Origin of the sequence: Minwuia sp. IMCC3060 (assembly GCF_029909435.1) — a bacterium.
Lineage (GTDB): Bacteria > Pseudomonadota > Alphaproteobacteria > Minwuiales > Minwuiaceae > Minwuia.
Genome location: NZ_CP123782.1, coordinates 1,295,168 through 1,316,065, shown reverse-complemented (window position 1 = coordinate 1,316,065; position 20,898 = coordinate 1,295,168). Strand labels below are relative to the sequence as shown.

Below are 20,898 nucleotides of genomic sequence, written 5' to 3'. Positions count from 1 at the left end.
ACGACAGGATTTCAAACGGGGAGACACAACGATGAAACTCTATGACCTGGCTGCGGGATCGAACCCGCGTCGCGTGCGCATCTTTCTGGCCGAGAAGGGAATCGATATTCCCAGTCAGCCCGTGGACATGATGAAGCGCGAGAACGAACAACCGGAGTACAGGAAGATCAATCCGTTCGGGAAGATGCCCGCGCTGGAACTGGATGACGGCACCGTCCTGACCGAATCCATGGCGATCTGCCGCTATTTCGAGGAACTGAACCCGGAGCCGCCGATGTTCGGGCGCAATCCGCTGGAAAAGGCACAGGTGGAGATGTGGAACCGCCGGGCCGAGCTGAACGTCCTGATACCCATTGCCATGTGTTTCCAGCACACCAGTGACTTCTGGATCGGTCGTCTGGAACAGCACAAGGGCTGGGGCGAGACCAGCCGGGCCAATGCCCTGGCCGCCATGGCGATCTTCGACGGTCACCTGAAGGATCGCGAATTTGTCGCCAGTGACGACTACACCGTGGCGGATATCACGCTTCAGTGTGGCATCCTGCTGGGCAAGGGCGTTGCCCTGAAGATCCCGGAAGAGCTTGAGAACCTGACTGCCTGGTGGGGCCGCGTGACGTCCCGGCCGACAGCGCGGGCGTGATCACCATTGCGGTTCCCGCGTTTCAGGGAACCGCAGACGGTCCGTGGCAGCCAGGTTGGCATCATCATTGCTGAGTGACCCCCATGATGTGGTCACTTGGCAGGAAATCAGGGATCTGGCGGCGAGGCGGTGACGCATGGACACCGGATCGTGAGAGGCGCCGCAGTCCGCGCCACAAGGTGCGGCTGCCGGTCTCGGTAACCCGGTTCCGTGACGAGCCCCACAGGCAATGTCTGGCTGTTGATGTCTCGCACAACGGCATGCTGATCACGCCGAACCTCTATGGCTCGGTTCGGGAGCAGGTATTCCTGAGCACCGATGAGTTCGACGGGCAGATCAGCGCGCTCATCGCCGACCAGCGTCCGGAAGGGACCGCCCTGGCATTCTCCGACGTCGAAGAGGGGCGTCGGCTGGCGGACTGGCTGACGGCGCGGGCAGAAGGCCGGAGCGGCAGTCAGCAGATCTGTTGATCCTGCCCGGTTAACCTCCGATTCATCAGCACGATGGATGATGGACTGAACGTGACCGCAATCTGTCGGGATACTGAACATGTCCACACTCCAGGTCGTCCGCCGTCGGCTCAGCCAGATTCACATGCTGTTCGCCCCGCCGCCCGAACTGCGCCGTGCCCACGCGCGCTTCACGGTCAACCTGCCGATCAAGGTTCGCGAACTGGAGGGAGGCGACGCCGAGTCGCGCATCGCCGTCGATGTCTCTGACGGCGGACTGTTCTTCGAGCCTGCACTTGGCGTACCCACAGGTACCCTGGTCGAAGTCAGCGTCGGACTGTTCCTGCGAAACGCCCGCGCAACCATCGTCAGCCACCGTGGCAACGGTACCGCCGTGCTGTTCGAATCCCCCGCCCATGGCGCGGCGATCCGCGCCTGGCTGACCGAAATCGCCGAAAGCGGCCCCCAGATACAGAACGCCGGACTGAAGACGATCCTGTCGGAACCGACGGCCCGGGAGGAAGCGCCCCTGCGCTGAGTCAGCGGACGGCGTCGCAGACGGTGGCATCAAAATTACTTTAAGCTTAAACTATCTTCGCTCACCCGAGCCGTGACGAAGAGGGCAGGCTATGAAAATCAATGTGGTCGGCGGCGGTCCGGCCGGGCTCTATCTGGCAATCCTGCTGAAACGCGCGCGCGCGGACATCGACGTTCATGTGCATGAGCGCAATCGCGCCGACGATACCTTCGGGTTCGGCGTCGTCTTCTCCGACGAGACCCTGACCCATTTCAGGGAGGCGGATCCGGAAAGCTACAGCCAGATCATCGAGCGCTTCGCCTACTGGGAGGAGATCGACACCCACTACCGGGGACAGGTCATCCGCTCCACCGGTCACGGGTTCTGCGGCATCGGCCGGATCGAGTTGCTGAACATCCTGCAGCAGCGCGCGGAATCGCTGGGGGTGCACATCGAGTTCCAGAACGAGATTTCGGACCTGCAGGAGCTGCGGGATTGTGACTTGCTGGTCGGTGCCGACGGAGCCAACTCCATCGTCCGCCGCGAATGGGAAGACGCCTTCCGTCCGACCATCGAACTGAAGCGCAACAGGTTCAGCTGGATGGGCTCGACGGCACCGCTGAAGGCCTTCACCTTCCACTTCAAGGAGAACGCGCACGGTCACTGGATGATTCATGCCTATCGCTTCCGGGGCGAGGCCGCGACCTGGATCATCGAGACGACACCGGAAGCCTTCGCCAATGCCGGCCTGCGGGAGGATGACGAGGAAGGTTCCGCCCGCTATCTGGAGGAACTCTTCGCGGAAGAGCTTCAGGGTCACCGGTTGCTGACCAACCGCTCCATCTGGCGCCAGTTCCCGGGCATCAAGTGCGAGAGCTGGGTGCACCGCAATGTCGTGATCCTGGGCGACGCCGCCCACACGGCACATTTCTCCATCGGCTCCGGCACCAAGCTGGCGATGGAGGATTCCATCGCGCTGGCCCGATGCATCCTGAGCAACCCCGACAGCATCCCCGATGCACTGGAGGCCTATGACAGCGGTCGCAGGCTGGAGGTGGAGAAGACCCAGCACGCCGCCGATGTCTCCCTGGGGTGGTTCGAGAATGTGGCACGCAACTTCAGCCTGCCACCGCAGCAGTTCAATTTCTCCATGCTCTCCCGCTCCAAGCAGATCACCTACGACAATCTGGCCCTGCGCGATCCCGATCTGGTGCAGGACGTGACCCGATGGTTCGCCGACGACGCCCGCAGCAAGGGGCTGCCGGTCCCGGACGGCACAGCGCCACCGCCGATGTTCGTGCCGTTCCGGCTGCGCGACATGCAGATCCGCAACCGTGTCGTCGTCTCCCCCATGTGCCAGTACAAGGCGACCGACGGCCTGCCGAACGACTGGCACCTGGTGCACCTTGGCAGTCGTGCCGTGGGCGGGGCGGGCCTGCTGTTCACAGAAATGACCAACGTCTCGGCAGATGCCCGGATCTCCCCCGGCTGCACCGGGATCTACACCGATGCACAGGAAGCGGCCTGGAAGCGCATCACCGACTTCGTGCATGCGGAATCCGAGACGAAGATCGCACTGCAGCTTGGTCATGCGGGACGCAAGGGTTCGACCCAACTGGCGTGGGAGGAGATCGACCGTCCGCTGCAGGAAGGCAACTGGCCGATCATCTCCGCCTCCCCCGTGCCCTATTTCCCCGACAGCCAGGTCCCGAAGGAAATGGACAGGGCGGACATGGACCGGGTGACCGCCGACTTCGTGCAGGCGGCAGAGCGCGCCGAACGGGCGGGCTTCGACATGCTGGAAGTGCACATGGCGCACGGCTATCTGCTGGCGTCCTTCATCTCGCCGCTGACGAACCGGCGGCAGGATGAATTCGGTGGTTCGATCCGGAACCGCATGCGCTTCCCGCTGGCGGTCTTCGATGCCGTGCGGGCCGTCTGGCCCGACGCGAAACCCATGTCCGTGCGGCTGTCGGCGACCGACTGGATGCCGGAGGGGCTGACGGAGGATGACATGCTGGCCGCCGCGCAGATGCTGGCGGATCACGGCGTCGACCTGATCGATGTCTCCGCCGGCCAGACCGTACCGGACCAGAAGCCGGTCTATGGCCGCATGTTCCAGACACCCTTCGCCGACGCGGTGCGCCAGACCACTGGCCGCGCCACCATGGCGGTCGGCAACATCACCACGGCGGATCAGGTGAACACCATCGTCGCCTCGGGGCGCGCCGATCTGGTGGCCCTGGCCCGCCCGCATCTGGCCGATCCCTACTTCACGCTGCGCGCGGCGGCGGAGGCCGGCTTCGACGGCACGGTCTGGCCCCTGCCCTATCAGGCCGGCGGCGATCAGGCCCGCGCGACAGCGGAGAAGCAGCAGGCCGATCTGGCCAGCCTGCGCGAAGCCGCCCGCCCGCCGAAGCACAGGATGCATCGCCTGGCGTCGGACTGAAGAAACCCGGTCGCGAAGAGCCTCAGCCCTTCTTCAGGCCATCGTCCAGCCTGCTCGGGTCGGCATCGACGCCATCGGCGAAGTCCGGTTCCTTCACCCACGGGTACCAGGGCGGCATGTCCTGGGAGACCTTCATGGAGAACTTCGGCGCGCGCTTCTCCAGGAAGGAACTGACGCCTTCCTGCGCGTCGGCATTGGCACCCATGTAGACCATGTTGCGGCTGTCGATCTGGTGCGCCTCCATCGGATGGTCGGCGGCGAGGCAGCCCCAGAACATCTGGCGGATCAGCGCCACGGAAACGGCGGACGACTTGTCTATGTAGGTCCGCGCAATCTTCCGCGCACGCGGGATCAGGTCGTCATGCGGCACCACTTCCTTCACCAGGCCACCCGCAAGTGCCTCATCCGCCTCGAACACCCGGCCGGAGAAGCCCCAGTCCAGCGCCTGCGAGATACCCACAAGGCGCGGCAGGAAATAGCTGGAACAGGCCTCCGGCACCACGCCGCGCTGGGCAAAGACAAAGCCGAAACGCGCCTTCTCCGAGGCAATGCGGATATCCATCGGCAACTGCATTGTGGACCCGATACCCACCGACGGGCCGTTGATCGCACCGATGACCGGCTTGGAGGAGCGATAGATGCGCAGGGTCATGACACCACCGCCATCGCGCACCACCTCACCCGGCTTGTAGCCGCGCTCCTCGTAATTGAACGTGCCGCCACCGCGCGACAGGTCGGCACCGGCGCAATATCCGCGTCCCGCACCGGTGAAGATGATCGCCCGGACATTGTCGTCGGCATCGGCGCGATCCATCGCGTCGATGACCTCCACCCGCATCTGCTCGGTGAAGGCATTCAGGCGATCAGGGCGGTTCAGGGTGATGGTGAGGATCTGGTCCTCGACATCATAGAGGATTGTCTCGTAGGCCATTTCAGTCTCCGGCATCAGTTGTGTTCAGGCGCTGGGCCTCTTCCGCCCAGGGTGTCTTGCGCTTGTTCAGGAATGCCTGCATCCCGGCAGGCGCTTCCGGTCGCCTGAGCAACCGGACAAGATGGTTGGCGGCATGATCGAAGACCGCTTCCGCAGGCAGGGTGTCGGTCGACAGGACCGTATCCTTGACCGCAGCCACTGCCGCAGGGTCACAGGCATCTACATCGGCCAGCACGGCATCAAGCTGCGCCTCCGCTTCCGCCACCGTCTCCACGAGATAGTGGCCGACGCCGAGGCGAAAGGCTTCCCGCCCGGTGATCCGCTGGCCCAGCACCGCAATCCGGCGCAACTGACCGGACCCGATCCGGCGGGAAATGAAGGGAATGATCTGGGAGGGGATGAAACCCACGCGCGGTTCCGGCAGCGCGAACTTGGCGTCCGCCAGCAGGATGGCGACATCGGCGCAGCAGGCCATGCCGAAGCCTCCCCCTGCGGCCCCGCCCTCGACCAGTGCCACCACCGGCTTCGGCAGGGCATCCATGGCCGCCAGCACGTCGCCGAAGTAGCGGTACTCTGCGAACAGCGGATCCTTCTCGCCCGCCTCGGGCGGCGGCGGCATGTCCTGCATCGCGTTCAGGTCGCCGCCAGCGGAGAAATTGCCCCCGGCACCGCGCAGGACAACCACGCGCACAGACGTATCGGCCTTCGCGCGCGACAGCGCATCGCCGATCTCCCGCATCATCGGGTGGGTCAGGGCATTGCGCGCGGCAGGGCGGTTGAAGGTTACGAACAGGCGCGTGCCGCGCCGTTCCACCCGCAGATCGCGATAGTCCGGATAGGTTTCGTCAGCCAAGTATCCAGTTCCTCCCCGCCGCTGAATAGAGCATGCGGGAGACGGAATCGGCAACCGGATGGATGATCAGGCCGCAGGTGGCTCGAATGCATAGCCCGCAGAGCGCACGGTGCGGATCACGTCGCTGCCCTTGCCCACATTGACTGCCTGGCGCAGACGGCGAATGTGGACATCGACCGTCCGTTCCTCGATCTCCGACTCGTTGCCCCAGACCGCATCCAGCAGTTGGGAGCGCGAGAGCACCCGCCCCGGATGCTCCATGAAATGCCGCAGCATGCGAAACTCGGTCGGGCCGAGGTGCAGCGGCTGGCCATCACGGGTGACACGATGGGCGGTGAGGTCCATGGCGAGATCACCACGCACGATCTGCTCCTCCGTCAGGATCGGGCGCAACCGGCGCAGCACTGCCTTCACCCGCGCGATCAGCTCGTTGGTGGAGAAGGGCTTGGTGACGTAGTCATCGGCCCCGGCATCGAGACCGCGAATACGGTCATCCTCCTCCCCCCGCGCAGTCAGCATGATGACCGGGAGGTTGCGGGTGGCGGCGCGGTGGCGGATTTCCTTGCAGACCTGCAGCCCGGACATGTTGGGCATCATCCAGTCCAGAATCACCAGATCGGGCAATTCCTCGTCCAGATGCATCATCACCTCGCCACCGTCATCGACCTGGGTGACGCGAAACCCGCCAGCTTCCAGATTATAGCTCAGGGTGGCGAGCAGGGCCGGCTCATCCTCGGCTATCAGTACATGGGCCTGCATTGGTCAACTCACGCATTGTCTTCGGTCATGGGAACATCGGTAAGGCTTGTCATGTCGCGCTTCGGACGCTCCTGGTCCATGCGTTCGCCCTCGGCAACGAAGTGTATCGTCTCCGCGACATTGGTCACCAGATCGCCCATCCGCTCGATATTCTTGGCGACGAACAGCAGATGGGTAGCCGCGCTGATGTTGCGCGGGTCTTCCATCATGTAGGTCAGCAATTCGCGGAACAGGCTGTTGTAGCTCTCGTCCACTTCCGCATCCTGTACCCAGATGGACTTTGCCATCTCCGCATCGCGGTTGATGAAGGCCTTCAGCACGCCGTCCAGCATGCGCTGCACCAGTTCCGCCATGCGGGGAATGGAGCTGGTGGCACGGATGGGGGGGGACTGGTTCACCACCAGCGTGCGCTTCGCGATGTTCTTGGCATAGTCGCCAAAGCGCTCCAGATCGCCGGCGATCTTGATGACCGAAACAATGATACGCAGGTCACCGGCCATGGGCTGACGCAGGGCCAGCGTGCGGACCGCCAGATCGTTGATCTTCTCCTCCAGCACGTCGACTTCCCTGTCCTGGGCGATCAGGTCCTCTGCGGCATCGCTGTCGCGTTTCACCATTGCCCGGATCGCGCCGGAGAGCTGGATCTCGATCCGACCGCCCATCTCCAGCACCAGATTGTTGAGCTGTTCCAGCTCGTCCTCATAGGCCGACATGATATGCGGCGCGGAATTGCCTTCGTTTGTCGCCATGGTTCCTGCCTCCAGCAGATTGCCGTCCCTCAGCCGATACGGCCGGTGATGTAGGATTCGGTGCGCTTGTCCCTGGGCGAGGTGAATATCTGGTCCGTCGGGCCGAATTCCACCAGATTGCCCAGATGGAAGAAGGCCGTGCGCTGCGAGACGCGCGCGGCCTGCTGCATCGAATGGGTGACGATGACGATCGTGTAGTTCTCCCGCAGGTCGTCGATCAGTTCCTCGATCCGCGCCGTCGCGATCGGATCAAGCGCCGAACAGGGCTCGTCCATCAGAATCACGTCGGGGCGCACGGCAATGGCGCGGGCGATGCACAGCCGCTGCTGCTGACCGCCGGAAAGCCCCGTCCCCGGTTCATTCAGCCGATCCGCGACCTCGTTCCACAGTCCGGCGCGCACCAGGCTGTCGTGCACGATCTCCTCCAGATCCGCCTTCCGCTCGGCAATGCCGTGGATGCGCGGACCGTAGGAGACATTGTCGAAGATCGACTTGGGGAACGGATTGGGCTTCTGGAACACCATGCCGATGCGGGCGCGCAACTGCACCACGTCGACACTGCGGTCGTAGATATCGTCCCCGTCCAGCGCGATCCGGCCTTCCACGCGGCAGCCGTCGATCACGTCGTTCATGCGATTGATGCACCGCAGGAATGTGGACTTGCCGCAGCCCGACGGGCCGATCAGCGCCGTGACCTGGTTCTGCTTGATATCCAGATCGACATCGAACAGCGCCTGCTTCTCGCCATAGTAGACGTTCACGCCGTCGGCGACGATCGCTGTGCGGAGGTCCTCGTCCTGAGGCAAGGTGTCTGTCATCGTCATCTCTTCACCCAATCCCTACCAACGGCGCTCGAAGCGCTTGCGCAGCATCACTGCACTCAGGTTCATCACTACAAGGAACAGCAGCAGGACAATGATCCCTGCCGAAGTCCGCTCAACGAAGGCGCGTTCCGGGCTGTCGGCCCAGATATAGACCTGCACCGGCAGGACGGTCGCCGGATCCAGCGGCCCCCCCGGCAGATCAACGATGAAGGCGACCATGCCGATCATCAGCAGCGGTGCCGTCTCGCCCAGGGCCTGCGCCATGCCGATGATCGATCCGGTCAGCATGCCCGGCATGGCCAGTGGCAGGACATGGTGGGTCACCGTCTGGAGGCGGGAGGCACCGACGCCCAGCGCCGCCTCCCGGATCGACGGCGGCACCGCCTTCAGGGCGGCACGACCGGCGATAATGATGGTCGGCAAGGTCATCAGGGCGAGCACCACACCACCGGCCAGCGGTGCGGAGCGTGGCAGACCGATGATGTTCAGGAACACCGCGAGCCCCAGCAGGCCAAAGATGATCGACGGCACGGCGGCGAGGTTGTTGATGTTGACCTCGATCAGGTCCGTCCACTTGTTCTTGGGCGCGAATTCTTCCAGATAGACCGCCGTCGTCACCCCCAGCGGAAAGGCCAGCAACAGGGTCACCATCAGGGTATAGAACGACCCGAGCGCGGCACCCCAGATGCCGGCCTGTTCCGGTTCACGGCTGTCGCCCGACGTGAAGAACGTCGTGTTGAACTGCCGTTCCAGACGTCCGTCCGCAATCAACTTGTCGTACCATCCGATCTGCTTGTCGGTGACGCGTCGGCCCGTGGAGTCGATGTCACGGTCGATGTAGCCCTTGTCGAGCATGTCGATGTCGTCGCTGGCCGACAGCCAGATATCGATGCTCTGACCGACCAGTTCGGGATTGGCCAGGACATGGTCCCGCAGCTCATAGGGCGCACCGGAACTGATCAGGCTGTCGAGCGCGCGCTTGTCGCGGCGACCGGACACGTCGGGGAAGAGATCGCGCAGGGATGATTTCACCAGACCGACATAATTGGCGGCCCCGATCGATTCCGCCGTCACCACCCCGTTCTTCGAGAAGGTCTCCAGTGGCAGTTCGACCGTCAGCCTGATGTGTGTCTGGGTGACGACGGAGGCACCCTTGATCAGGATCGACCCCACCAGAAGCACCAGGAACCCCAGCGCGACGGCAATTGCCCCGCGACCGTACCAGATGAAGCGTCGCTCAGCCGCATATCGCGAACGCAATCCCTTGCGCACGGTTTCCATGGTGTCGCTGCGGCTCATCCGTCCACGGCCTTCCCGATTTCCGCTCATGGCTGTCTCAGTCATATTTTTCCCGATATTTCCGCACGATCCTGAGCGCGAGAACATTCAGCGCCAGCGTGACGACGAACAGCAGAAGACCGAGCGCAAAGGCAGATAGCGTCTTGGCGCTGTCGAACTCCTGATCGCCCGTGAGCAGGGTGACGATCTGCACGGTGACCGTGGTCACCGCCTCGAAGGGGTTGGCTGTCAGGTTGGCGGTCAGCCCCGCCGCCATGACGACGATCATGGTCTCACCGATGGCGCGGGACGCCGCGAGCAGCAGCGCGCCGACGATGCCAGGCAGTGCCGCCGGGACAATCACCTGACGAATGGTTTCGGCACGCGTCGCGCCCAGACCGTAGGAGCCTTCACGAAGCGACCTCGGAACCGCCGTGATCACGTCATCGGAGAGCGATGAAACGAACGGAATGATCATCACGCCCATCACCAGACCGGCGGCCAGCGCACTCTCCGAATCAATGCCTATGCCGAGCGCCGCACCGGAGTCGCGCAGCAGCGGCGCAACCAGCAGGGCGGCAAAGAAGCCATAGACCACCGTCGGAACGCCCGCCAGGATCTCCAGCAGCGGCTTGATGACGGCGCGCGCGCGCGGCGACGAGAACTCGGCCATGTAGATCGCGGAAAACAGCCCGATCGGCGCGGCAATGGCCAGCGCGATGGTGCTGATCAGCAGCGTACCCATGAAGATCGGGATCGCACCGAAGGAACCGGAACCGCCGACCTGGTCGGCGCGAAGCGCCGTCTGCGGCGACCAGTGCAGGCCGAACAGGAACTCGTAGAACGGCACCCGACGGAAGAACTCGATGCTCTCGTAGAGCAGCGACATGACGATTCCGACCGTCGTGATCACTGCAATGGTGGACGACATGATCAGCAGCACCATCACGAAGCGCTCAACGCGGTTGCGGGCGCGCAGTTCGGGCGCGATCTGCCGACGGCTGATCACCAGCCCGAGAATGACCAGTGCAGCGATCAGGACAGCGAGCAGGATGTTCGATGTCATCTGCCAGTCGCCAAGCAGCGATGCAGCCTCGATTACCACCGGATCGTCCGCATCGCGCACCGCATTGCCGACGGACATGTTGCGGATGTCATTGACCAGCGCGTTGAGGAAGAGGTCGTCGAGGGCCTGCTTGTCCTGCGGCAGACTGGCGACGATCATCCCGTCGATGACCATTGGCTGAAAGATCGACCAGATCAGCAGCACCATCAGCGCCGGAACAACCGCCCAGAGCGCGCTGTAGCTGCCGTAGTGCCCCGGCAGGGAGTGCATGCGCTGGCCGCCGGCGATGATGGCCCGGGCCTGCCCCTGACCAAGCTTCCAGGAAAAGAGCCAGGTCGCGGCAAGCGCGGCGAGTGCAATCCAGTAGATCATCATGCGCGTCCAAACTGATTGACGGGATAGTCGCCCGGGCCACCTGACATGCCGAACATCATACCAACGCGGATGACGCTGGTATGAAATGCGGCAGATCGCGTCAGAATTCTCAGGACGAGAACCCGAAGATTGGGACCGGAACCTGACGGAGGCTCCGGTCCCGTATCATCGTGACCTGCTTACATGGACAGCTTGGCGTTGCCCTTCGCCGACGCGCTCCATTCGGCCCGCTCGGCATCGGACATCGGGATCAGACCCTTGTCCGTCAGGTAGCCCTCATTGCCCCAGGCCGCTTCACTGGTGAACTCGGCCACATATTCCTCGATGCCCGGAACGACACCGATGTGAGCCTGCTTCACGTAGAAGAACAGCGCACGGCTGACAGGGTAGGAACCGTCAGCGATCAGCTCGAACTCCGGCGCGACACCGCCAACCGTGGCGCCCTTCACCTTGTCGGCGTTCTGGTCGAGGAAGGAGAAGCCAAAGATGGCCAGCGCATCCGGGTTGGAGGTCAGCTTCTGAACCATCAGGTTGTCGTTCTCGCCCGCGTCCACATAACCGCCGTCCTCACGAACCGTGTGGCAACCGGTCTTGTAGGCGTTCTTGTCCTTCTTCTTCAGGTCCTTGACCCAGCCGAAGGTCTTGCAGCCGCCTTCCATGGCGAGCTCGACGAAGGCGTCACGCGTGCCGGAGGTCGGCGGGGGGCCCAGAACCTCGATCTTCACGGCCGGCAGGGATGCGTTCACATCCTTCCAGGTCTTGTTCGGGTTCGGGATCCACTTGCCATCCTCGGTCGGGATGTCCTTGGCCAGCGCCAGATAGAGGTCGCGCAGGCTCAGGTCATAGGCCGGGGCCTCGATCGCGTTGGCGATGACGATACCGTCATAGCCGACCTTGACCTCGGTGATGTCCGCGACGCCATTCTTGGCGCACAGCTCGACCTCGGAGGACTTGATGCGACGCGAGGCATTGGTGATGTCGGGGTGACCCGTGCCGACACCGGCGCAGAACAGCTTCATGCCGCCACCGGAACCGGTTGATTCGACAACCGGCGTTGCGAAACCGGTCTTCTGACCGAATGCCTCAGCCACCGCCGTGGAGAAGGGGAACACCGTCGATGAACCGACGATCTGAATCTGGTCCCGCGCATGTGCGGCACCGGCAAAAACCATCGCGACGCTCGCCGCGAGTACAACTTTCTTGATCACTTGAACCTCCTGGAGATCGGAAAGTAAGGAGGCTTCTACGCACGCAATGTTTCACAAATGTGACGCTTATATTTTCTTTCTTTTTTAATTGGTTATGTAATTTTTCTGATACATGACACGAGATAAAATCAGGCCTGGTCGAGTCTCTGCTCCGGCGCGGTCGCCAGCATCGGTTCGCAGCAGGGCAACCTGACCGAGAAACACGACCCCTCGCCCTGCTGGGAGCGGATGGAAAGCTCTCCCCGATGCCTTGAAACGATGTGCTTGACGATTGCCAATCCCAGCCCCGTCCCGCCTGCCGCGCGACTGCGGGCCCGGTCGGTGCGGTAGAAGCGTTCCGTCAGTCGCGGTATCTGTTCGCGCGCGATTCCGGCCCCCTGATCGCGCACATCCACCTGTATGTATCCGTCTTCAACCGCCGCCGTGACACGCACGGGTGTGCCCCTGTCCCCGTACTTGATTCCATTGTCGATCAGGTTCTGGAACAGGCGCACCAGTTCGTCCCGATCCCCCGCGACAGGCAGTTCGGGTGCAAACGCACATTCCAGCCGCATCTCCCGCGCCTGGGCCAGCAGGTCCAGGCTCTCGCAGACCTCGTCCAGCACACCGGCCAGATTGACCCTGTCGCGCGGCGGCTGATGCTCGTTCATCTCGATTCGGCTCAGGGCCAGCAGATCATCCACCAGGCGGGCCATGCGGTCGGATTGCTCCCGCAGGATGTCGAGGAACCGGGTCTGGGCCACCGGATCATTGCGCGCCGGGCCCTGCAGCGTATCGACAATGCTCAGCACGGCGGCCAGCGGTGTACGCAGTTCATGACTGACATCGGCGACGAAGCCGGAACGCATTTCCTGCACCTGTCGACTGTCGGTCACATCATCCACGGCCGCCACGAACCCCTGCCCGCCCGCGAACCGTGCCGGCAGGGCATCGATGGATACCCGGAACCGGCGCCGGACCGGCGCGAACACCGGGAACTCCGCAGCGCGGGAGACCCGGTCACTGACCGACCTGTCGATGGCCTGCAGGACATCGGGATGACGCAGCGCGGCAGCGATATCGCGCCCCTCCAGCCCTGATCCGAACAGGGATTTTGCCGCCAGGTTCATGAATTCCAGGCGTCGGCGGACGTCGAACGTCAGAACGGGTCGCTCGATCCCGTCCAGAATGGCACGAAGTGCGGCGGCGTCAGCCTGGCTGCGCGCCCGCGCCTCCGCCAGATCACTGCCCAGTCGTTCGACCGCGGCGGCATAGTCGCGGGTGTTGGCCGGGCGCCGTTGCCACGCCTTCAGCGCCGCGTTCTCCCGCAGCAGGTAATGCAGCATGCCCAGCATCGTCAGATTCAGCAGCACCCAGCAAGCCAGCGCCGTCAGCGGCTGGATTGCGGAATTCACGCTCAGGCCACCAAACATGGCGGCACTCGGTACAGCCAGGAACAATCCAAGCCGCAGCAGGCGCATCCAGTGCCCGTTCCAGATTGTCGAATTTTCCGCGCTCATGCCCTGGCCATGCCCCTTGTTGATGCAGCCCTGCGTCCGCAACGGATGAAAGAAGCATCAAATCGCGCAAGAATGATGACACACTGACGATTGAATCGCGCGAGGGGAGAAGAGCCGTTGCAACAACTGCTGATCGAAAGGGACGGGCCGGTGGCACTGGTCCGCTTCAACAATCCGCCGCAGGGCTTCATGAACAGCGCCACGCTGGAGGACCTGGAGGCCGCGACTCTGGAGTTCGACAGTGACGATTCCGTGCGCGCCGTCGTCTATACCGGCAGCCAGCCCGACGTCTTCATCAAGCACTACGACACGAATGAACTGGCAGGCATGGCGCGTCACATGCAGAAGCGCGAGATGAAGTTCTCGCCGGAGCGCATGCTGCCGGAACGCAACATCGACATCATCTTCAACCGAATCGGCGCCAGCACGAAGCCGCATATCGCGGCCATCAACGGGGCCTGCATGGGCGGCGGGCTCGAGTTCGCGCTCGCCTGCGACCTGCGCTATGCGAAGGCAGGCAGCTACCGCATGGGGCAGATCGAGATCGCGCTGGGCATCCTGCCGGGTGCCGGTGGCGTGGCCCGCACGGCAAAGATGATCGGCGCGGCGAAGGCGATGGAACTCTGTCTGCTGGGCGACGCCTTCAGCCCGATGCAGGCGGCGGAACTGGGTCTGGTCAATGAACTGGTGGAGGGCGATGTCGTTGCCCGCGCAATGGAAGTGGCGCACAAGATCGCCGGATACCCGCCCCTGCCCGTCGCACACATCAAGCGCATCGCCCGTGCAGCCGCCGATCCGGCGGACCCGGAGGCGCTGGCCCTGGAACGCACCCTGTTCATGGATCTGATGGTTCAGGACGAGGCCGTGGAGAGGCTGGATGCCTACAACGCGGGAACACTTGCCTTTGGAGACCGTCCAGCCTGATGAACCAGCAAGATGGGACCATTGCGTCCTCCGCCTCCCTGTATGACCGTCACCCGATCAATGCGGACCAGATCCTGCTGACGCTGAAGGAACAGGGCAGGAATCTGGATCAACTGCGTCCTGTCGACCTGCGTCCGCACGATCAGGATCACTATGGCGGCGAAGCGGCGGTATTCGATCTGGCGGCAGCAGCAGGGCTGCAGGACGGTGACCGGGTCATTGACATCTGCGCCGGCGTTGGCGGCCCGTCCCGGTTGCTGGCCGAGAAGTTCACGCATGCGCGATTCCTCGCGTTTGACCTCCATGGCGGACGCTGCCACGGGGCGCAGAGACTGAATGCCGTGGTCGGCATGGATCGGCAGATCGATGCGATCCAGGGCGACGCACAGGCCATGCCCTTCGCTGACAACAGTCTCGACATTGCCTTGAGTCAGGAAGCCTTCCTTCACATTCCCGACAAGCAGGCAGTGCTCAATGAGGCGGCCCGCATTCTCAAGCCCGGCGGGCGCCTCGGTTTCACCGATCTGATTGCCGGTCCGGCGCTGGATGAGACAGACCGTGCTGCGCTGGAGGCGGGCATCGAAATGCGCACACTGCAGACCGTTCCTGACTACAAGGCCAAGTTCCGGGCGGCTGGCCTGTCACTGGTCAGTCACGACGATCTCAGCCCGCAATGGGTGACGATCCTGACCGAACGGCTGGAGTGGTATCGTGCGATGAACAGGGGCACCCGGCAGACCCTGGGTGACGGCGTTCATGAACGCTACATGGACGACTACGAGACCTTCGTCGGTCTTGTGCAGGCCGGACGGCTGGGCGGCGGTCGTTTCGTGCTGCGGAAAGGCTGATCAGGCCACGGCTTCCGGCCGTTTCAGCACCATCTGAACCGTGTCCCAAGTGCAGCAGACCTCACCGCGCTGATTCTCGACACTGCATTCGATCTCGACCAGTCCCAGTTCGGGGCGACTGCGGCTCTCCCGCTTCGAAAGCACCGTGACACGGGCATAGAGCGTGTCCCCGGGCCGCGTCGGATTGGGCCAGCGCAGGTTGTTGAGTCCCGACGACCCCATCGACGCACGCCCGAAGAAACCGCTCTGTATCAGCATCCGAAAGGATGCGGCGCCGACCTGCCAGCCACTGGCGATAAGTCCGCCGTGAATTGACTGCTTCGCGAATTCGACATCGGTATGAAACGCCTGCGGATCGTAGCGGAAGGCGAAGTCGATGATGTCACTCTCCGTCAGGCTCACACCGGGCGCATTGACCACTTCACCAACCGTGTAGTCCTCGTAGTGGCGCGCCCGATCGTCCGGTCCCTCTACGGTCGGGGGCCTGCTCATTCCAGCCCCCTGAAGAAGGAGCGGATATCGCGGGTCAGTTCCTCCGGCTTCTCCCAGGCCGCAAAGTGCCCGCCGTCGGACTCCACCGTCAGGTTCCGTACATTGTAGGCACGCTGCAGCCAGCTCTCGGGCGGCGCGGGGACGAGATCATAGGGGAACAGGCAGAACCCGGTCGGCACCTCGATCCTGTCGGCGGAACCGTCTGCCCGCGCCTCCAGTTCCATGCCGCCTTCGTGGGTCACGGCGGTGTAGATCCAGCTTGCGGAGTTGTGGGCGTTGTTGACCCAGTAGATCATGATGTTGGTCAGCAGTTCGTCCATGTCGAACAGGCTGAGATTTCCCGGCCCCTCCTTCACCCGATACTGGAACTTCTCGGTGATCCAGCCGGCCAGACCAGCGGGGGAATCGGAGAGACCGTAGTTCAGGGTCTGCGGCTTCGTGCCCTGGATCTGGAAATAGCCCATGGCCCGGGCCGTCCGGGCGCGGAACCTGCCGATCCATTCCTTCTCGTCGGCGCTGACCGCTGGCGTACCCTTCCCCAGATAGGGCTTCAGCGGCACCATGTTGAGGTGAATGCCGATCAGCCTCTCGGGATGCCGGTGGGCAAGCCAGGAGGTGATGATGGACCCCCAGTCGCCCCCCTGAGCGGCAAAGGTCTCGAGCCCGAAGACCTCCGTCATGAAGCGTGCCCACAGGTCCGCGATCTTCTTCGGATGCATCGGGGCAGCCGGGGCGCTGGACCAGCCATAGCCGGGCAGCGACGGACAGATCACGGTGAAGGCGTCCGCCACATCGCCGCCGAACCGTTCGGGGTGCGCCAGTGGCTCGATGATCTTGTGGAACTCGAACACCGAACCCGGCCATCCATGCGTGATCAGAAGTGGCGTCGGATTGGGTCCGGAACCCTCCTCGCAGATGAAATGAATATTGAAACCATCGACTTCGGCGACATAGTTGGGAAATCCGTTCAGCAAGGCTTCCCATTTGCGCCAGTCGTAGCCGGTCTGCCAGTGCTGCACCATCTGCCGCATGTAGGCCAGGTCGGCACCATAGTGCCAGCCGCCCCCCTCCACCTCGTTCGGGAACCGGGTGCGCGCCAGCCGTGCCTTCAGGTCCTCCAGCACCTCATCGCCGACGGCAATGGTGAAGGGACGCGCGTTGATCTGCATGCTCATGCCCTGCCCGCCTGCATGGACAGCATGGCCGGGTCGATGCCGATACGGCGCACCGCAGCCTCCCATTTCGCATCCAGCGCGACCCCGAAGATGATGTCGCTGTCCGCCGCGCAGTGCAGCCAGTCGTTGCGCTGGATCTCCTGTTCCAACTGCCCCGGCGCCCACCCGGCATAGCCCAGCGCCAGGATCGCGTCGCCCGGCCCCGCGCCGGAAGCCATGGCACGCAGGATGTCGACCGTTGCCGTCATCGACACCCCGTCCGCCATCGGTATCGTTGCTTCGCGCTGATAGTCGTCGGAGTGGAGCACGAAGCCTCGCCCGGTCTCCACCGGTCCACCGAAATGCATGGTGATGGGCGGGGAATTCTCCGCCTCGATATCAAGCTGCTTTGCCAGATCGGCAAACTGCAGGTTCGGCAATTGCTTGTTGATCATCAGGCCCATCGCACCGGCAGCCGCCGTATGGCTGCACATGAAGATGACGCTGCGCTGAAAGCGCTCATCCTGCATCGATGGCATGGCGATCAGCAATTGCGCCTGCAGGCTGTCGCCATCCCCGGTCTCGTCTGTGTCCTGTTCCATCCGTCAAGTTTGGGCGGACGGGCTGTGCGTTTCAAGCACGCTTCTGTCCGCGGGGGATCAAAGGGCCGTTCGTCGCCCTGCGGCAGATCAGTGACAATCCGGTGGCAATCGGTGCCCGGGCCTTTCAGTGTGCCGCTCCGGTAGCCAAGTAGCTGGTGAACTTGGGAAAGGAACAAGAAGAATGCTGAAGACCCTTGCAATGCTGACGACACTTGGCCTGCTGCTGACGGCCTGCCAGACCACGATCGAGAGCGACACGCCGAAGACGACCGTCGAGACCGATGGTGTGAAGGTCACGATCGGGGACGACGACCACCAGAAGTCCGGTGACGGAACCTTCTGCCCGCCGGGTCAGGCGAAGAAGGGCCGGTGCTAGACCAGACCAGCTCACGCCTGATCGGCAGCCGCCTCCAGAATGGCGTCGACGTCCGCTTCATCGGTCATGAATGACGTCACGAACCTGACGCCGCCGGCCCCTGCCGCGGACCAGTCATGAAAAAGGAAGCCCCGCGCCCTGAGCGTGTCGGCCACACCGGCAGGCAGATCGACGAAGACCTCGTTGATCTGCACGGGTGCGGCCAGCCGAAAGCCCTGCATCGCGGCCAGACCGTTGCCCAGCTTCCGCGCCAGCCGGTTGGCGTGATGCGCGTTGTCCAGCCAGAGGTCGTTGGTCACATAGGCGGTCAACTGGGCTGAGAGGAACCGCTGCTTCGACCAGAGGTGGCCACCTCGCATGCGGCGATAGTGCAGTTCCGCCGCCGTTTCGGGATCGAACACGACGACCGCCTCCGCCGCCATGCAGCCGTTCTTGGTGGCACCGAAGGACAGGATGTCGACGCCTGCCTTCCAGGTCATCTCGGCCGGTGAAACATCCAGCGTCGCCAGCGCATTGGCGAAGCGCGCGCCGTCCATGTGAACCTTGCAGCCGTTCGCGTGCGCCAGGTCCGCCAGCGCCGTGATCTGGTCGATACTGTAGAGGGTGCCTGCCTCGGTTGCCTGCGTCAGGCTCAGCGATGCCGGTTGCTGATGGTGTTCGAAGCCGGGCACGAAGCGGTTCAGGCCGGTCTGCAAGGCCTCCAGGCTGATACGCCCCTCCTCCCCCGGCAGGGGAAACAGCTTCGCACCGCCGGTGTAGAACTCGGGGGCGCCGCACTCGTCCTCATAGACGTGGGCATGCGAGTGGCAGAACACCACGCCGGTCGGTGGGGTCAGCAGGCTGAGGGACAGGCTGTTCGCCGCCGTACCCGTGGCGACGGGAAAGACCGCGACCTCCCGCTCGAACAGGGTGCTGAAGGTCCGCGTCAGTTCCTCGGTCCATGGATCATTGCCGTAGGCGGGTGCGAAACCCTGGTTCGCCGCCGCCATGGCGGCCAGCACCGCCGGATGAACAGCCGCCCAGTTGTCGGATCCGAAATTCATGACTGTCCTGCTCCCTCGACGACGTCCACCATCACACGTTTCATGGTCACTGATCCGGCATCCTGCTGCCAGGCCGCCAGCCCCTGGGTACCGCCCCAGCGCATGCCGACCACGACCCAGATCAATTCCGGCTCATCAGCCGCGCGCCGGGTATCCGTCTCCGACGGGACCGGATCACCGTAGGGGTGGGAATGATAGTGCCCCAGAACGGCATCGCCGCGTTCCCGCGCGGCGCGCTGTGTCCGCAGCCGCAGACCCGGATCGATCTCGAACGTCCGCTCTCTCGCCTCCGCCAGATTGGGACTGGGCACAACCTCCGTCACCAGCCAGCCGTCGCCGGTTTCGCGCCCGACGATCAGCCCGCAGCCTTCCTCCGGAAAGCAGTCATGCAGGTGGGCGATGATCCTGCCCCCGCAGGTGATCGGCAGAATCAGGGACCGGTCCGTCACCGCGCTGACACCTCGCCGATCCTGCGACCGGTGCGTACATCGATCAGATGGATCCGCACCGTACCATCGGCACCGCGGGTAACGACGCGCAGGACACCGTTCTCGACCGCGCTCTCGATGATCTCGGCCTCGGCGCCGGGCAGCAGCACGCTGGTCCAGGTCTCGCCGTCGGGCGCAAGGGAGATGGTTTCCGGCGCGGGCGAGGAAGCGACCGACGGAACGGATGGTTCCTCGACAACCACGCTGTCGCCCATACGGTTGATCGCGGTTACGATGATGATCCCGGTCATCGCCAGAATCGCGATTCCCAGAACGATGACGACAATCTTGAGCACCCTGAAATTCGGCTGATCCGGCTCTGACATGCTGCAACCCGATAAAGAGACAATCACCGTGACCGACGGCGCGGCGGGCGACCGGATCGACCGCCTGCTGGCGGCAACCCTGCCCGACATGTCGCGGAGCCGCCTGAAAGCCCTGATCGAACAGGGCCGCGTCACGGCGGATGGCCGGACGATAGTGGACGCGTCCTACCGGGTCAAACCGGGCGAGACGCTGACCGTCGCACCGGACGCGCCCGTCGATCCGGTGCCGCAGGGACAAGCCATTCCACTGCATGTCCTGCATGAGGACGCGCATCTGATCGTGCTCGACAAGCCCGCCGGCATGGTGGTGCATCCGGCGGCGGGAAATGCGGACGGCACGCTGGTCAACGCTCTGATCGGCCATTGCGGCGACAGCCTGTCAGGCATCGGTGGCGTGCGGCGTCCCGGCATCGTGCATCGACTGGACAAGGATACATCCGGCGTGATGGTTGCGGCCAAGACCGACATAGCGCATCGCGGACTGGCAGCCCTGTTCGAGGCGCATGACATCGACCGGGCCTATCTGGCAGTCGTCCGGGGAAGACCCGCGACAAGCCGCGGCACCATCGAAGCCCGCATGGGACGTGACGTCCGCGACCGCAAGCGGATGAAGGTGCTGGAGCACGGCGGTCGCCATGCGGTCACCCACTACCGGCTGGTGGAGTCATTCGGGGAGGCTGCATCGCTGCTCCGCTGCACGCTGGAGACCGGCCGCACGCACCAGATACGGGTCCACCTGAGCCATCTGGGGCATCCGGTGATCGGCGATCCGACCTACGGGCGCATGCGGCGCAAGCGGCTGGCTCAGATGTCGGATGTGGCGGCGGAGGCCGTGGCCGGGTTTCCCCGGCAGGCCCTGCATGCGACACGGCTGGGCTTCGCACATCCCGTCACGGGCGAGGATCTGACCTTCGAAGCGCCGCCACCCGCCGACATGGAGGCGCTGATCCAGTCGCTGCGGGCAAACGTAGAACCATTGTAAACAACTTGAATTCGACCGATCCGGTGACCATATGAACATGGTGGCCAGCAATGACTTTCCCCGCCT

Annotated in this window: 23 protein-coding genes; 8 read left to right on the top strand and 15 right to left on the bottom strand. The window is 63.7% G+C overall.

Features of this window, described 5'->3' with window-relative positions:
• Positions 1 to 31 precede the first annotated feature (31 nt).
• From QGV54_RS06255 to QGV54_RS06240, 4 genes are all read left to right on the top strand, one after another.
• Positions 32 to 640, top strand: coding sequence for a glutathione S-transferase family protein (locus tag QGV54_RS06255; RefSeq protein ID WP_281017700.1), 609 nt, complete (start codon positions 32 to 34; stop codon positions 638 to 640).
• A gap of 83 nt (positions 641 to 723) precedes the next feature.
• A complete protein-coding gene (locus tag QGV54_RS06250) occupies positions 724 to 1,110 on the top strand; it encodes a PilZ domain-containing protein (protein WP_281017701.1) in 387 nt (128 codons plus the stop codon).
• Between the two features lie 79 nt (positions 1,111 to 1,189).
• On the top strand, positions 1,190 to 1,627 hold the full coding sequence (locus QGV54_RS06245; RefSeq protein ID WP_281017702.1) for a PilZ domain-containing protein: 438 nt from the start codon (positions 1,190 to 1,192) through the stop codon (positions 1,625 to 1,627).
• 91 nt (positions 1,628 to 1,718) lie between these two features.
• Positions 1,719 to 4,055: a bifunctional salicylyl-CoA 5-hydroxylase/oxidoreductase gene (locus QGV54_RS06240; RefSeq protein ID WP_281017703.1), complete on the top strand. Its 2,337-nt coding sequence runs from the start codon at positions 1,719 to 1,721 to the stop codon at positions 4,053 to 4,055.
• A gap of 22 nt (positions 4,056 to 4,077) precedes the next feature.
• Here the strand turns inward: QGV54_RS06240 and QGV54_RS06235 are convergent, their stop codons facing one another.
• From QGV54_RS06235 to QGV54_RS06195, 9 genes are all read right to left on the bottom strand, one after another.
• The gene (locus QGV54_RS06235) at positions 4,078 to 4,986 is read right to left on the bottom strand and encodes a crotonase/enoyl-CoA hydratase family protein (RefSeq protein ID WP_281017704.1); all 909 of its coding nucleotides are present in this window, start codon (positions 4,984 to 4,986) and stop codon (positions 4,078 to 4,080) included.
• A gap of 1 nt (position 4,987) precedes the next feature.
• On the bottom strand, positions 4,988 to 5,839 hold the full coding sequence (locus QGV54_RS06230) for an enoyl-CoA hydratase/isomerase family protein (protein WP_281017705.1): 852 nt from the start codon (positions 5,837 to 5,839) through the stop codon (positions 4,988 to 4,990).
• Positions 5,840 to 5,905: 66 nt separating this feature from the next.
• A complete protein-coding gene (phoB, locus tag QGV54_RS06225) occupies positions 5,906 to 6,598 on the bottom strand; it encodes a phosphate regulon transcriptional regulator PhoB (RefSeq protein ID WP_281017706.1) in 693 nt (230 codons plus the stop codon).
• An 8-nt stretch (positions 6,599 to 6,606) separates the two neighbouring features.
• Entirely contained in the window at positions 6,607 to 7,347 is a 741-nt protein-coding gene (gene phoU / locus QGV54_RS06220) for a phosphate signaling complex protein PhoU (protein ID WP_281017707.1), read from the bottom strand.
• 29 nt (positions 7,348 to 7,376) lie between these two features.
• Positions 7,377 to 8,165, bottom strand: a complete 789-nt coding sequence (pstB, locus tag QGV54_RS06215; RefSeq protein WP_281017708.1) for a phosphate ABC transporter ATP-binding protein PstB — start codon at positions 8,163 to 8,165, stop codon at positions 7,377 to 7,379.
• A 21-nt stretch (positions 8,166 to 8,186) separates the two neighbouring features.
• Positions 8,187 to 9,470: a phosphate ABC transporter permease PstA gene (pstA, locus tag QGV54_RS06210; protein ID WP_281017709.1), complete on the bottom strand. Its 1,284-nt coding sequence runs from the start codon at positions 9,468 to 9,470 to the stop codon at positions 8,187 to 8,189.
• A 37-nt stretch (positions 9,471 to 9,507) separates the two neighbouring features.
• Positions 9,508 to 10,887, bottom strand: coding sequence for a phosphate ABC transporter permease subunit PstC (gene pstC, locus QGV54_RS06205; RefSeq protein WP_281017710.1), 1,380 nt, complete (start codon positions 10,885 to 10,887; stop codon positions 9,508 to 9,510).
• Between the two features lie 182 nt (positions 10,888 to 11,069).
• A complete protein-coding gene (locus QGV54_RS06200; protein WP_348637719.1) occupies positions 11,070 to 12,095 on the bottom strand; it encodes a substrate-binding domain-containing protein in 1,026 nt (341 codons plus the stop codon).
• 131 nt (positions 12,096 to 12,226) lie between these two features.
• Entirely contained in the window at positions 12,227 to 13,597 is a 1,371-nt protein-coding gene (locus QGV54_RS06195) for an ATP-binding protein (protein WP_281017712.1), read from the bottom strand.
• Between the two features lie 117 nt (positions 13,598 to 13,714).
• Here QGV54_RS06195 and QGV54_RS06190 point away from each other — a divergent pair, with 117 nt between their 5' ends.
• Both QGV54_RS06190 and QGV54_RS06185 read left to right on the top strand, forming a co-directional pair.
• The gene (locus tag QGV54_RS06190) at positions 13,715 to 14,521 is read left to right on the top strand and encodes an enoyl-CoA hydratase/isomerase family protein (protein ID WP_281017713.1); all 807 of its coding nucleotides are present in this window, start codon (positions 13,715 to 13,717) and stop codon (positions 14,519 to 14,521) included.
• Positions 14,521 to 15,369 (top strand): class I SAM-dependent methyltransferase, encoded by an 849-nt coding sequence (locus tag QGV54_RS06185; RefSeq protein ID WP_281017714.1) that lies wholly within the window; start codon positions 14,521 to 14,523, stop codon positions 15,367 to 15,369. The genes QGV54_RS06190 and QGV54_RS06185 overlap by 1 nt, the downstream gene beginning before the upstream one ends.
• Here QGV54_RS06185 and QGV54_RS06180 read toward each other — a convergent pair whose 3' ends face one another.
• Genes QGV54_RS06180 through QGV54_RS06170 form a run of 3 tightly spaced genes read right to left on the bottom strand, consistent with a single transcriptional unit; the run spans position 15,370 to position 17,617 of the window.
• Positions 15,370 to 15,861 carry a MaoC family dehydratase gene (locus tag QGV54_RS06180; protein ID WP_281017715.1) on the bottom strand — a complete coding sequence of 164 codons (492 nt, stop codon included), beginning with the start codon at positions 15,859 to 15,861 and terminating at the stop codon, positions 15,370 to 15,372.
• Complete coding sequence (locus QGV54_RS06175; protein WP_281017716.1) at positions 15,858 to 17,036, bottom strand: epoxide hydrolase family protein; 1,179 nt, start codon at positions 17,034 to 17,036, stop codon at positions 15,858 to 15,860. Before QGV54_RS06175 ends, QGV54_RS06180 begins: the two co-directional genes overlap by 4 nt.
• Positions 17,033 to 17,617: a YqgE/AlgH family protein gene (locus QGV54_RS06170; protein WP_281017717.1), complete on the bottom strand. Its 585-nt coding sequence runs from the start codon at positions 17,615 to 17,617 to the stop codon at positions 17,033 to 17,035. The genes QGV54_RS06175 and QGV54_RS06170 overlap by 4 nt, the downstream gene beginning before the upstream one ends.
• A gap of 181 nt (positions 17,618 to 17,798) precedes the next feature.
• Here QGV54_RS06170 and QGV54_RS06165 point away from each other — a divergent pair, with 181 nt between their 5' ends.
• On the top strand, positions 17,799 to 17,993 hold the full coding sequence (locus QGV54_RS06165) for a hypothetical protein (protein ID WP_281017718.1): 195 nt from the start codon (positions 17,799 to 17,801) through the stop codon (positions 17,991 to 17,993).
• An 11-nt stretch (positions 17,994 to 18,004) separates the two neighbouring features.
• Here the strand turns inward: QGV54_RS06165 and QGV54_RS06160 are convergent, their stop codons facing one another.
• The 3 genes from QGV54_RS06160 to QGV54_RS06150 are packed head-to-tail and all read right to left on the bottom strand — an operon-like array spanning position 18,005 to position 19,850.
• Positions 18,005 to 19,036, bottom strand: a complete 1,032-nt coding sequence (locus tag QGV54_RS06160; protein ID WP_281017719.1) for a low specificity L-threonine aldolase — start codon at positions 19,034 to 19,036, stop codon at positions 18,005 to 18,007.
• On the bottom strand, positions 19,033 to 19,485 hold the full coding sequence (locus QGV54_RS06155; RefSeq protein ID WP_281017720.1) for a M67 family metallopeptidase: 453 nt from the start codon (positions 19,483 to 19,485) through the stop codon (positions 19,033 to 19,035). Before QGV54_RS06155 ends, QGV54_RS06160 begins: the two co-directional genes overlap by 4 nt.
• Positions 19,482 to 19,850, bottom strand: a complete 369-nt coding sequence (locus tag QGV54_RS06150) for a hypothetical protein (protein ID WP_281017721.1) — start codon at positions 19,848 to 19,850, stop codon at positions 19,482 to 19,484. The genes QGV54_RS06155 and QGV54_RS06150 overlap by 4 nt, the downstream gene beginning before the upstream one ends.
• A 28-nt stretch (positions 19,851 to 19,878) precedes the next feature.
• Here QGV54_RS06150 and QGV54_RS06145 point away from each other — a divergent pair, with 28 nt between their 5' ends.
• Positions 19,879 to 20,832 carry an RluA family pseudouridine synthase gene (locus QGV54_RS06145; protein ID WP_281017722.1) on the top strand — a complete coding sequence of 318 codons (954 nt, stop codon included), beginning with the start codon at positions 19,879 to 19,881 and terminating at the stop codon, positions 20,830 to 20,832.
• Positions 20,833 to 20,898 lie beyond the last annotated feature (66 nt).